Source organism: Mesorhizobium xinjiangense (genome assembly GCF_009749525.1).
GTDB classification, from domain to species: Bacteria; Pseudomonadota; Alphaproteobacteria; order Rhizobiales; family Rhizobiaceae; genus Mangrovimarina; species Mangrovimarina xinjiangensis.
This window is the reverse complement of the sequence record NZ_WOAC01000002.1, coordinates 169,792-181,125: the sequence shown is the minus strand read 5'-3', so window position 1 is coordinate 181,125 and position 11,334 is coordinate 169,792. Positions and strand designations below refer to the sequence as shown.

The 11,334-nt window shown below is 65.1% G+C and carries 12 protein-coding genes; 5 read left to right on the top strand and 7 right to left on the bottom strand.

The features are described from left to right. Nucleotides 1-46 precede the first annotated feature (46 nt). The 4 genes from fdh3B to GM909_RS03135 all read right to left on the bottom strand — a co-directional run bounded on the left by fdh3B (nt 47) and on the right by GM909_RS03135 (nt 4,756). Nucleotides 47-643 (bottom strand): formate dehydrogenase FDH3 subunit beta, encoded by a 597-nt coding sequence (gene fdh3B / locus GM909_RS03150; protein ID WP_157014750.1) that lies wholly within the window; start codon nt 641-643, stop codon nt 47-49. A gap of 16 nt (nt 644-659) precedes the next feature. Further along, complete coding sequence (locus GM909_RS03145) at nt 660-3,551, bottom strand: formate dehydrogenase subunit alpha (protein WP_157014749.1); 2,892 nt, start codon at nt 3,549-3,551, stop codon at nt 660-662. Between the two features lie 53 nt (nt 3,552-3,604). Continuing rightward, entirely contained in the window at nt 3,605-3,802 is a 198-nt protein-coding gene (locus GM909_RS03140; protein WP_157014748.1) for a twin-arginine translocation signal domain-containing protein, read from the bottom strand. A gap of 81 nt (nt 3,803-3,883) precedes the next feature. Next, nucleotides 3,884-4,756, bottom strand: a complete 873-nt coding sequence (locus GM909_RS03135; protein ID WP_235911602.1) for a TorD/DmsD family molecular chaperone — start codon at nt 4,754-4,756, stop codon at nt 3,884-3,886. Nucleotides 4,757-4,833: 77 nt separating this feature from the next. Here GM909_RS03135 and GM909_RS03130 point away from each other — a divergent pair, with 77 nt between their 5' ends. The 3 genes from GM909_RS03130 (at nt 4,834) to GM909_RS03120 (ending at nt 7,179) form a co-directional block, all read left to right on the top strand. After that, nucleotides 4,834-5,541 carry an ABC transporter permease gene (locus tag GM909_RS03130; RefSeq protein ID WP_157014747.1) on the top strand — a complete coding sequence of 236 codons (708 nt, stop codon included), beginning with the start codon at nt 4,834-4,836 and terminating at the stop codon, nt 5,539-5,541. Further along, nucleotides 5,534-6,325, top strand: coding sequence for an ATP-binding cassette domain-containing protein (locus GM909_RS03125; protein WP_157014746.1), 792 nt, complete (start codon nt 5,534-5,536; stop codon nt 6,323-6,325). The genes GM909_RS03130 and GM909_RS03125 overlap by 8 nt, the downstream gene beginning before the upstream one ends. A 98-nt stretch (nt 6,326-6,423) precedes the next feature. Next, nucleotides 6,424-7,179, top strand: coding sequence for a substrate-binding domain-containing protein (locus tag GM909_RS03120; RefSeq protein ID WP_157014944.1), 756 nt, complete (start codon nt 6,424-6,426; stop codon nt 7,177-7,179). Between the two features lie 83 nt (nt 7,180-7,262). Here GM909_RS03120 and GM909_RS03115 read toward each other — a convergent pair whose 3' ends face one another. Genes GM909_RS03115 through GM909_RS03105 form a run of 3 tightly spaced genes read right to left on the bottom strand, consistent with a single transcriptional unit; the run spans nt 7,263 to nt 9,676 of the window. Continuing rightward, nucleotides 7,263-8,165 carry a helix-turn-helix transcriptional regulator gene (locus GM909_RS03115; protein WP_157014745.1) on the bottom strand — a complete coding sequence of 301 codons (903 nt, stop codon included), beginning with the start codon at nt 8,163-8,165 and terminating at the stop codon, nt 7,263-7,265. After that, complete coding sequence (locus GM909_RS03110; RefSeq protein ID WP_157014744.1) at nt 8,155-8,394, bottom strand: sulfurtransferase TusA family protein; 240 nt, start codon at nt 8,392-8,394, stop codon at nt 8,155-8,157. The genes GM909_RS03115 and GM909_RS03110 overlap by 11 nt, the downstream gene beginning before the upstream one ends. A 25-nt stretch (nt 8,395-8,419) precedes the next feature. Beyond that, the gene (locus GM909_RS03105; protein WP_157014743.1) at nt 8,420-9,676 is read right to left on the bottom strand and encodes a molybdopterin molybdotransferase MoeA; all 1,257 of its coding nucleotides are present in this window, start codon (nt 9,674-9,676) and stop codon (nt 8,420-8,422) included. 143 nt (nt 9,677-9,819) lie between these two features. Between GM909_RS03105 and GM909_RS03100 the strand changes: the two genes are divergently transcribed. Continuing rightward, entirely contained in the window at nt 9,820-10,707 is an 888-nt protein-coding gene (locus tag GM909_RS03100) for a formate dehydrogenase accessory sulfurtransferase FdhD (RefSeq protein ID WP_157014742.1), read from the top strand. Beyond that, a complete protein-coding gene (gene mobA / locus GM909_RS03095) occupies nt 10,704-11,333 on the top strand; it encodes a molybdenum cofactor guanylyltransferase MobA (RefSeq protein ID WP_157014741.1) in 630 nt (209 codons plus the stop codon). Before GM909_RS03100 ends, mobA begins: the two co-directional genes overlap by 4 nt. Nucleotide 11,334 lies beyond the last annotated feature (1 nt).

Genomic DNA, 11,334 nt, shown 5'->3' with positions numbered 1-11,334 from the left:
GACAGCGGGCGGCCGCCTGGGCGACCGCCCGATCCGGACGGATCAATCAGCCGCCGACCTTTCGCTCGTAGGCCGTGCCCCAGCCCCAGGCGCCGGCACCGAAGCCGCGCGCCACGATGCGTTCGCGATAAATCGACGAGACGACATCGCCGTCGCCCGCCAACAGTGCCTTGGTCGAGCACATTTCCGCGCACAGCGGCAGCTTGCCTTCAGCGAGCCGGTTGCGGCCGTATTTCTGGAACTCGGCCGCCGAGTTGTCCTCTTCGGGACCGCCGGCGCAGAAGGTGCATTTGTCCATCTTGCCGCGCGAGCCGAAGTTGGAGGCCTGCGGATATTGCGGGGCGCCGAACGGGCAGGCGTAGAAGCAGTAGCCGCAGCCGATGCACAGATCCTTGGAATGCAGCACCACGCCATCGGACGTCTGATAGAAGCAGTCGACCGGGCACACGGCCATGCACGGTGCGTCGGAGCAGTGCATGCAGGCGACCGAAATGGAACGCTCGCCCGGCTTGCCGTCATTGATCGTGACGACCCGCCGCCGGTTCACGCCCCAGGGCACTTCATTCTCGTTCTTGCACGCGGTGACGCAGGCGTTGCATTCGATGCAGCGTTCGGCGTCGCAGAGGAATTTCATTCTTGCCATTGTTCTTCTCCTCCCCTTACGCCCGTTCGATCCGGCAAAGCGTGGTCTTGCTTTCCTGCATCTGGGTCACCGAATCGTAGCCGTAGGTTTGTGCGGTGTTGGTGGATTCACCAAGGACATACGGGTCCGCGCCGGCGGGATATTTGTCCCTGAGGTCCTGGCCCTGGAAATGGCCTCCGAAATGGAACGGCATCCATGCCATGCCCCGGCCCACCCGTTCGGTGACCATCGCGCTGACCATAACCTTGCCGCCTTCGGGGCCGTGGACCCAGACGGCGTCGCCATTTTGTACGCCGGCATTGTTGGCGTCGAACGGATTGACCTCGACGAACATCTCCTGCTGCAACTCGGCGAGCCACGGATTGGACCGGGTCTCGTCGCCGCCGCCTTCATATTCGACCAGCCGGCCCGATGACAGGATCAGCGGGAACTCCTCGGAGAAGTCGTTCTTCTGGATCGACGCATAGGCCGTCGGCACCCGCCAGAAGGTCTTGTCCTCATAGGTCGGATAGTCGGCCACGAGGTCGCGGCGCGGCGTGTAGAGCGGCTCGCGGTGGATCGGTACCGGATCCGGGAAGGTCCACACGACGGCGCGCGCCTTGGCGTTGCCGAACGGCGCGCAGCCATGCTCGATCGCAACGCGCTGGATGCCGCCCGAAAGGTCGGTCTTCCAGTTTATGGCGTCGATCGCCTCCTGATCGTCGGAGCCGGCCACGGTCCTGATCGCCTCCATCTCCTCGGCCGTCAGGTCGCCGTCCCATCCCAGTTCGCGCAGCATCGCCATGGTGAACTCGGGATAGCCGTCCTCGATTTCGGAGCCGACCGGATAGACGCCCTCTGCCAGGAGGTTGTCGCCATTGCGCTCGACGCCGAAACGCGCCCGGAAGCCCATTCCGCCGTCCATGACGGACCTGCTCATGTCATAGAGCACCGGCGTTCCGGGATGTTTCATTTCGGGCGTGCCCCAGCACGGCCACGGCATGCCGTAATAGTCGCCGTCGGCCGGTCCGCCCATGGCCCGCAGCGTCGTCTTGTCGAACGTGTGCTGGTTGGCCATGTGCATTTTCAGCCGTTCGGGCGACTGGCCTGTATAGCCGATCGTCCATGTGCCGCGATTGAACTCGCGGGTCACGTCCTCGACCACCGGGACCGTTCCCTCGACCGCGATGTTCTTGAACATCTCGTCGGCGAAACCGAATTTCGTGGCCAGGAGGTAGAGAATCTCGTGGTCCGGCTTGGATTCGAACAGCGGCTCGAACACCTTTTCACGCCACTGCACCGAGCGATTGGACGCCGTCACCGAGCCGGCACTCTCAAACTGCGTCGAGGCCGGCAGCAGATAGACATTGTCGGTGCGATCGGAAAGGACTGCCGATACCGTCGGATAAGGATCGATAACTACGAGAAGGTCGAGCTCTTCCATCGCCTTCTTCAGATCGCCCTGGCGGGTCTGCGAGTTGGGGGCGTGCCCCATATAGACCATGGCGTGCAGGTTCGTCGGCTGTTCGAGATTTTCCACCGGCTCCAGCACCGCGTCGAACCAGCGCGACTCGGGCACGCCATTCGCCTCCATCAGCTCCTGGGAGGCAAACTTGCCTGCCAGATAGTCGTACTCGACATCCCAGACCCGCGCCCAATGCGACCAGGCGCCCTTGGACAGACCGTAATAGCCCGGCAGGCTGTCGGGCAAAGGCCCGAGATCGGTTGCGCCCTGCACGTTGTCGTGTCCGCGGAAGATGTTTGTCCCGGCGCCGGCGACGCCGACATTGCCGAGGGCAAGCTGCAGGTTGCAGTAGGCGCGGATGTTGTTATTGCCGGAATGGTGCTGGGTTCCGCCCATGCACCACACCAGGGTGCCGGGGCGGTTTTCGGCCATCAGGCGGGCAACGCGCTGGAGCTGCGAGCCGGGAACGCCGGTCACGCGCTCGACCTCGTCGGGCGTCCAGCGACTGACCTCCTCCCTGATCTGGTCGAAGCCCCAGACGCGGGTGCGCAGGTACTCCCTGTCCTCGAGCTGCTGGTCGAGCACATGCCACAGGATGCCCCAGACCAGCGCCACGTCCGTGCCCGAACGGAAGCGCACATATTCGTCCGCATGCGCGGCCGTGCGCGTGAAGCGCGGGTCGCAAACGATCAGCGGCGCGTTGTTCTCCTCCTTCGCCTTGAGGATGTGATACATCGCCACTGGATGCGCCTCGGCTGCATTGCTGCCGATGAACAGCATCGCGCGCGAATTGTGCATGTCGTTGAAGCTGTTCGTCATCGCGCCGTAGCCCCAGGTGTTGGCGACGCCGGCGACGGTGGTGGAGTGGCAGATTCGGGCCTGGTTGTCGGTGTTGTTGGTGCCCCAGAAGGCGGCGAACTTGCGATAGAGATAGGCGCCCTCGTTGCTGTGCTTCGAGCCGCCCATCCAGTAGACGGCATCGGGTCCGTTCGCCTCCCGGATCTCCGACAGCTTGTCGCCGACCTCGTTGATCGCCTCGTCCCAGCTGATGCGCTGCCATTCCCCGCCCACGAGCTTCATGGGATATTTCAGCCGCCGCTCGCCATGGGCGTGCTCGCGCACCGATGCGCCCTTGGCGCAATGGGCGCCGAGATTGAACGGCGAATCGAAACCCGGCTCCTGCCCGATCCACACGCCGTCGGATACTTCCGCGATCACGGTACAGCCGACCGAACAATGCGTGCAGACAGACTTCTTGATCTCGACATTTCCGGCTTCAGCCGTTTGCGCCTCGGCCTTGCGCACCATTCCACCCGAAAGGGCAGAGATGCCGGCCGCCCCGCCTATGGCGAGACCGGAGCGTTTCAGGAAGGTGCGGCGATCGACCGCCGCCCTTCCAAACTCCGACAGCGCGGATGACAGGCGGGGGCTCCTTGCCGCTCCATTTGCCTTCTTCCTGAGCATCGTCGTCTCCGTTTCTTCTTACGTCACCCGCAAGCGCCTATCGTCGTGCAGCGTCACAAGCGCGCCGACTTGTAATAGGCCTGGATGTGATCGGTTTCCTTGTAACCGGCGCCGTCGGTCCCGGTCTTCGCCTCCGCCGCTTCGCCCTTCTCGCCGGTCACGAGCGCGGCGCCGCCGGCGACGCTCCCGAGCCCTGCCAGTTTCAGGAATGAGCGACGATCCGTCTTGGCTTCATCTGCCTTGGACGTCATGCTGTTCTCCCTTCCGTTGCCCCTTCGATCGGGAGCTCCCGGCCGGGGCGTGTCGCCGGGACCAAACCATGAGACGCGCCGCTACATCTCGAACGCCGTCTCCTCGATATGCATGAAAAGCAGGCCGATCCGCCCGACCGGACGAAACAGGCGCGCCGCGCGCGCCCGTTCCAGGTCGGCGAAGAAATGCGGCATCCACGAACCGATATGCTTGTCGAAAAAGCTCTTCTGGACGGCGAGCGGCTGCGGCGTGCCGAAAGCGCCGTCGATCAGACCGGCCATCATGTCCATCAGCGCGCCGGCATGGTCCTCAGGATCCTTTATCTCGGGCGAGCGCGCAATGCCGAGCGGCGCCATGTCGCGGCGCAAGCGCGCCAGCGGCTTCTCGTGCAAAAAACCCGTCAGATAATAGGAACCGTACGGAACCAGTTCGCCGCGGCCGATGCCGATGAAGAGGTCCTGAAATTCTCGCCGCGCCTCGTCGATCGACATCGCGCCGGCGGTCTCGCTCAACTCGCCGATAACGGATCCCAGATCCGTCTCGTCACCGGACATGCCGCTCAGCATGTGCAAGACCTGCGCATCGGCGGGCGCAGAAAGCAACCGTGCGAGCAGTCGATACAGATCCGCTCGCAATCGTTCAGATTCGGCCAACATTTCTGCCTGAGCAAAATTCCGGTCCGGCAACTCGTACCTCCCGGCATGATTAAACCAACAAAAAACGCGTTTTACAACGATATTCGAGATCAAATTCTCAAATGTTTGGGATAACAACTTATCTTGACTGACATAGTCATGTTTAAATATTTGCTGAAACACTATTCCAACACCAAAATGCCCCTGTCCACCGCATCCTTGCGGCGGGTCATATCGCCAGTGGAAGCGCGAAATGCGCATTGCCGGCGGGGCGGCAGCACGGTTGCCCGGTGCTTCGGCTGCACGACTCAGGTCCATTTTTCGTGGTGGACTCTTCGTGTCTTTCTAGACATAATTTGCCAATCTGATCGCCGTGGCGAATGAAATAGAGAATAATGCAGGATTTTGCAGATTCGCTCCTTCTGTCCCTGAACCTGATCGTCTCGGGCAACCCGGAACTCTGGTCGATCGTGCTCTTGTCGTTGCGGGTGTCGTTAACCGCGGTCGCCTTGGCCGCGGTGATCGGCATGCCGCTCGGTGCGGCGCTGGCTGTCGGGCGGTTTCCCGGCCGGCCTGCCGCGATCGTCCTGGTGAACGCGCTGATGGGCCTGCCCCCGGTCGTCGTCGGGCTGGTCGTCTATCTCTTTCTTTCCAACAGCGGCCCGCTCGGCGTGCTGCAGCTTCTCTACACGCCCACGGCGATGATCATCGCCCAGGTGGTCCTGGTGACGCCGATCATCGCCGCGCTGACCCGCCAGGTCGTGGAAGACCTCGACGCCGAATATGCCGAGCAGTTGCGCTCCATCGGCGTGTCGCGTCTGGCCTCCGTTCCCACCCTCCTGTGGGACGGGCGCATAAGCCTGCTGACAGCATTGCTCGCCGGCTTCGGCCGGGCGATCGCCGAGGTCGGAGCCGTCATCATCGTCGGCGGCAACATCAACCATGTCACGCGGGTCATGACCACGACCATCGCGCTCGAAACGTCGAAGGGCAATCTGGCACTCGCCCTCGCGCTCGGGACAATTCTGGTCGTCATAGCCATCGCGGTGAATGCGGCAGTAGGGCTGATAGGCCCGGCCTCGCAAAGGATCGCACATGCCTGACGCCGCTGCCCTCACCGTCGAAGGAACCAGCGCCGACCTTACGTCGCGCGCGGCGGCGAAGCGGGCCGGTTCCATCCTGCCGCTCGGCGTGCACGGCCTCGTCTATGCCGTCGGTGGAAAGAGGCTTGTCAATATCGACCGGCTGACGCTGCAGCCAGGGGCGCCGACGGTCATCCTGGGACCGAACGGCGCAGGCAAGAGCCTGCTCCTGCGCCTCATGCACGGTCTGATCGAGCCGGCCCAGGGCACGGTCCTGTTCAACGGCCAGCCGATGAGCCCGGCCATCCGGCGGCGCCAGGCCATGGTCTTTCAGCGCCCCGTCGTTCTGCGCCGTTCGGTGCGCGCCAATATCGACTACGCGCTCGCCGCGCACCGCCTGCGCGGCACCAAGCGGCACCGGCGGCTCGACGAGTTGCTGGAGATGGGCGGACTTTCGGCCATGGCGCACCAGCCGGCACGCTCGCTCTCGGGCGGCGAGCAGCAGCGGCTGGCGCTGGTGCGGGCCGTCGCCGCCGCACCGGAACTCCTGTTTCTCGACGAGCCGACCTCGAGCCTCGATCCCGGCGCGACGCAGCGCATCGAGGCACTGGTGCGACGGTTCGCACAGGACGGCATGAAGATCGTCATGGTGACGCATGATCTCGGCCAGGCCCGCCGTCTGGCCGACGAGGTCGTCTTCATGCATCGCGGCCGCATCGCCGAGCAGACGCCGGCGGCGGCATTTTTCGACGAACCGGCATCGCAGGCGGCGCGCGACTTCGTCGCCGGCGGCCTGCTGGTGTGAGCAAATTCCGCAAAGGGGGATAAACTGTGAACAGGCGTCTTCTCGTTAACCTGGCTGCTGTGATTGCAGCCGTCACCGTCCTTGTGCCGTTCGGCAGCATGGCGCAGGACAAATTCATCGTCGTGCAGTCGACGACATCGACGCAGAACTCCGGCCTGCTCGATGCCATCCTGCCGCAATTCACCGAGAAATCGGGCATCGATGTGCGAGTCGTCGCGGTCGGAACCGGCCAGGCGATCAAGAACGCCGAAAATGGCGACGGCGATGTGCTGCTCGTCCATGCAAAGCCGGCGGAGGAAAAATTCGTCGCCGACGGCTGGGGCGTGAAGCGCCACGACGTCATGTACAACGATTTCGTCATCGTCGGCCCGGCGGACGATCCGGCCGGCGTGGCGGGCTCGAGCGACGCTGTCGCCGCACTTGAAAAGATTGCCGAAAGCCAGTCGGCCTTCGCCTCGCGCGGCGACGATTCGGGCACCCACAAGGCGGAGCTGCGCTTGTGGCGCGAAGCCGGCGTCGATACCGCCTCCGCCTCCGGCGATTGGTACCGTGAAACGGGATCGGGCATGGGCGCCACGCTCAACACCGGCGTCGGCATGGGCGCCTATATCATGGCCGATCGTGCCACGTGGATCTCGTTCGGCAACAAGGGCGATCACGAGGTGCTGGTCGAGGGCGATCCGAAGCTTTTCAACCAGTACGGCGTCATCCTCGTCAATCCGGACAAGCATCCGGTCGTGAAGGCGGAGGAAGGCCAGGCCTTCATCGACTGGCTGCTCGGTGCGGAGGGGCAGGCGGCGATCGCCGATTTCAAGGTCGACGGGCAGCAGCTGTTCTTCCCGAACGCGGATTGAAGGGAACCGCCCTTAGCGCAGCAGATCAATATGCTGGAACATGCATCTTTCGCTCAAACGTCACCGTTTGAGCGGGACATGTTCTAAGCCGCCGCGCCATTGAAATGGACCGTGCCGAGGCCGCTCATGTCGTAGCCGGCGAGATCGGCGGCGCGGTCGGCGAATGCCGGCGTGGCGACAAAGCGCAAGAAGGCCTGGAAGGGGGGATCGAAATAGTCGCGCCGCCACACCAGTATATCGAAACGCTCCTCAAGCAGCGGCACGAAACCGAGCCGATAGCGCGCCGCCATGGCTTCCAGCCCGAAGGCGGCGTCGGCCTTGCCGTCCAGGACGAGCATGGCGACGTCGTCCTCCGTGCGCGCCGGCGCGGTCGGTCCGGCGAGCGCCGCCGGATCGATGCCGGCCTCGGCGGCAAGAGCCTCGAAAAGACGTTGGCTGCCGGCGCTCGACTGCCGCTTCGCCACGCTCAAGGGGGCCAGATCGCGCAAGGCGGCGACGTTTTGCGGATTGCCGGCAGCGACGATCAGTCCTCTTTGCCGGCGTGCGAACTCGATCAGCACCGCCGGCCGGTTGCCAAGCGCTTGACGAACCGTCGCGCTGTTCCAGCCTCCCTCGTCTTCATGCACATGCAGGCCACAGGCGATCGCCTCGCGCCGCGCGAATCGCTCGACACCGTCTAGGCTGCCGTCGAAGAATGCGGCAATGCCGCTGCCGGATTCGCGCAGCGCCCATTCCAGAAGCGGATCGTGACTGCCGGCAAGAACCAGCGGCACGGCCGGCTCCGGGACGACCGGCCCGGAACGCGACGCGGCAATCCATGCGTCGATCTCGTGGCGCGGGAACAAAAGCTTGCCGACGACTCGTATGCAGGGCACCTCGCCACCGGCCGCCAGATCGTAGACCTTGCGCTCCTTGATGCGCAGAAGGTCGGCGAGCTCGCGCGTCGTCAGATATTCGGCCCCGGCGGTCGTCGTGTCACCGTTCATTCGCCGCCGCCTTTTCAATGAGGAAGACGATGTGCTCGCCCTCGCGATGCTGATCCGCCATCCGATCACCGGTCTCGTTGAGCAGGTTGGGAATGTCGATCGAGGCCAGCGGATCGGTGCAGCGCACCTCCAGCATGGTGCCGGGCGGCAGGCGCCCCAGCACCTTGCGTGTCTTGAGCGCCGGCAGGGGGCATTTCAGTCCGGTCAGGTCGAGGTGTTCGGTCGGCATCGGCAAGCTCTTTTCGCGGCAGCGGTCAAAACAGGCTGGAATAGGGAATGAAGCGGACGCGGTCGCCGGGGCGGACCTCGAGCGTATCCTCGGCGAGTTCGACGAGACCGTCCGTGTCGACCAGGGAGGAGATCAGCCCCGCGCCTTCCTTCGGATATTTGACGGCCGCGACATGGCCATCCTGCCCGCGGCGCAGGCCGGCGCGCACATATTCCCGGCGTCCGGGCTTCTTGCGATAGCTGAAGGCGGCCGGCAGAGGCGTGAAGAGCGCGGGCTCTTCGCGCGCCCCGGACAAAGCCGTCACCGCCGCACGGGCGACATGGGCGAAGGTGACGAAGCTCGCAACCGGGTTGCCCGGCAGGCCGATGAACGGCGTGCCCTTGACGACCCCCATGGCCACCGGGCGCCCCGGCTTGATCGCCACGCGCCAGAAGACCAGCGAACCCGCGCTTTCGACGCCGGCCCGCACATGGTCGGCCTCGCCCGTCGAAACGCCGCCCGAAGCGAGAATGAGGTCGCAATTGCCTGCCGCGTCCTCGAGCGCGCCGGCGATGCGTGCCTTGTCGTCGCGCAGAATGCCGAAATCCTCGACGGCGCAACCGAGCCGGCGCAGCATGGCGGCGAGCATGTAGCGGTTGGAATCGAAAAGCTGCGCCCTGCCCCGCGCCGCGCCCGGCTCGACCACCTCGTTGCCGGTCGAAAACAGGCCCACCTTGACCGGACGGCGCACGTCTAGCGCGCTCAGACCGAGTGCTGCGGCCATGGCCACATCCTGCGGGCGCAGCCTTCGCCCGGCCGGCAGCACGGTGTGGCCCGCCTCCACATCCTCGCCGGCCGGACGCACATTGGCACCACGCTTGAGACCGGCCGGCAGGAGAACGCGGCCATCGTCGAGATTCTCGACGTCTTCCTGCATGAAGACCGTGTCGGCGCCTTCGGGCATCGGCGCGCCGGTGAAGATGCGCACCGTCTCGCCGGCCTTGATCCTCACCTCCTCCGATGCACCTGCCTGCAGCCGTCCGGACACGGCGAATGGCTGCGCCGAGCCGTACGGCACGTCGTCGCCGGCGAGCGCATAGCCGTCGACGGCGGAATTGGTGTAGGGCGGCAGCGCGATCGGGGCGACGATATCGGCGGCGAGCACCCGGCCGTCGGCCACGGCAAGGGAAACGCTCTCGGTTTCCTCGACCGCGTCGAGGCGGTCGCGGATGAGCCCCACGGCGTCGTCGACCGGCATCAGGGGGCCGCCGAAGGCGAAGCAATCGTCGGAAAGCTGCGCCATGACGTCAGGTCCCCAACCGGTGTGCGCCGCCGACACGGCCGTCCATGGAGATATATGTGCGTCCTGTCATCCGCCCTTCCCGATAATGGCTGACCCAGACTAGCAAACCCTGTAGTCTCGGCGATAGGCCATGCGGAGGAGACATGCACAACTCGCTCGAACAGGATGAAATCCCGGTTATCATGCCCCAGCCCGCCGACCCGCGTCTGACGGAAGCGGTGTCGGGGATCGACCATACGGGCGCGGCGGTCGGGATCAACGTGCCCGTCGAGCGCGCGTTGACGCTCTATCTCAATTCCCAGGAGATCGTCACTATGATGACGATCAACGACTATCCCGAATATCTGGCGCTCGGCTATCTGTTGAACCAGAACATGCTGAAGCCGGACGATGTCGTGACGGGCGTCGACTATGACGACGACATCGAGGTCGTGGTGGTGCGCACCGAGCGCGACACCAATTACGAGCAGAAGCTGAAAAAGAAGACCCTGACCTCCGGCTGCGCCCAAGGCACGGCCTTCGGCGACCTGATGGAGGCGATCGAGCATGCCGAACTGCCGCAGGCCGAGCTGCGTTCCTCCTGGCTCTACCGGCTGACCCGTGCCATCAACACCATGCCGTCGCTCTACCTGGAGGCCGGAGCCATTCATGGCTGCGTGCTGTGCCATCAGGACCGGCCGGTCTGCTATATGGAGGATGTCGGACGCCACAACGCGGTCGACAAGATCGCCGGCTGGATGTTCCGCCACGGCGTCGATGCGGGCGAGAAGATCCTCTACACGACCGGGCGGCTCACCTCGGAAATGACCATCAAGACGGTCAGGATGGGCATTCCCATCCTGGTGTCGCGGTCGGGCTTCACCGCCTGGGGCGTGGCGCTCGCGCGCGAGGTCGGGCTGACGCTCGTCGGGCGCGCCCGCGGCAAGCGGTTCATCGTGCTTTCGGGCGAGGAGAGGATGGTCTTCGACCTCGACCCCGACGTGATCGAGGAGGAAGCCCCGCGCCACCATCGCAAAGGGGGCACGCAATGAGGCCTGATCCGATCCCGGCGGTCGGCGTCATTCTCGCCGGCGGGCTGGCGCGGCGCATGGGCGGCGGCGACAAGCCCATGCAGACGATCGCCGGACGGCCCATTCTCCAACATGTCGTCGAGCGGCTCGGCCCGCAGGTGAGCGCCCTCATCATCAACGCCAATGGCGATCCGGCGCGCTTTTCCGGCTTCGGACTGCCTGTGGTGGCCGACCCGGTGGCGGATTTTCCAGGGCCGCTGGCCGGCATTCTCGCCGCGCTCGACTGGACAGCGCAAAACCGGCCCGGCGTCGACTGGGTGGTCAGCGTCGCCGGCGACTGCCCCTTCCTGCCGCGCGATCTCGCCCAGCGGCTCGACGAGGCGCGGCGGACGGCCAATGCGGAACTGGCGGTTGCCGCCTCGGGCGGACGGGCGCATCCGGTGATCGGGCTGTGGAAGGTCGGGCTGCGCGAGGCGCTGCGCCGGGCGCTGATCGACGAGGAAATGCGCAAGATCGACCGCTGGACGGGGCGCTACCGGCTGGCGCGCGCCGACTGGCCAAACGAGCCGGTCGACCCCTTCTTCAACGTCAACACGCTCGACGACCGGGCCGCGGCGGAACGGCTGGCGGAGCTTGCGTCGGGTTGAG

Coding starts and splice junctions, on each gene's coding strand:
- mobA (WP_157014741.1), top strand. CDS start 10,704: ATGAGGCCTGATCCGATCCCGGCGGTCGGCGTCATTCTCGCCGGCGGG.
- GM909_RS03130 (WP_157014747.1), top strand. CDS start 4,834: ATGCAGGATTTTGCAGATTCGCTCCTTCTGTCCCTGAACCTGATCGTC.
- fdh3B (WP_157014750.1), bottom strand. CDS start 643: ATGGCAAGAATGAAATTCCTCTGCGACGCCGAACGCTGCATCGAATGC.
- GM909_RS03135 (WP_235911602.1), bottom strand. CDS start 4,756: ATGGACCTGAGTCGTGCAGCCGAAGCACCGGGCAACCGTGCTGCCGCC.
- GM909_RS03110 (WP_157014744.1), bottom strand. CDS start 8,394: ATGCCGACCGAACACCTCGACCTGACCGGACTGAAATGCCCCCTGCCG.
- GM909_RS03120 (WP_157014944.1), top strand. CDS start 6,424: ATGGCGCAGGACAAATTCATCGTCGTGCAGTCGACGACATCGACGCAG.
- GM909_RS03115 (WP_157014745.1), bottom strand. CDS start 8,165: ATGAACGGTGACACGACGACCGCCGGGGCCGAATATCTGACGACGCGC.
- GM909_RS03140 (WP_157014748.1), bottom strand. CDS start 3,802: ATGACGTCCAAGGCAGATGAAGCCAAGACGGATCGTCGCTCATTCCTG.
- GM909_RS03145 (WP_157014749.1), bottom strand. CDS start 3,551: ATGCTCAGGAAGAAGGCAAATGGAGCGGCAAGGAGCCCCCGCCTGTCA.
- GM909_RS03105 (WP_157014743.1), bottom strand. CDS start 9,676: ATGGCGCAGCTTTCCGACGATTGCTTCGCCTTCGGCGGCCCCCTGATG.
- GM909_RS03100 (WP_157014742.1), top strand. CDS start 9,820: ATGCACAACTCGCTCGAACAGGATGAAATCCCGGTTATCATGCCCCAG.
- GM909_RS03125 (WP_157014746.1), top strand. CDS start 5,534: ATGCCTGACGCCGCTGCCCTCACCGTCGAAGGAACCAGCGCCGACCTT.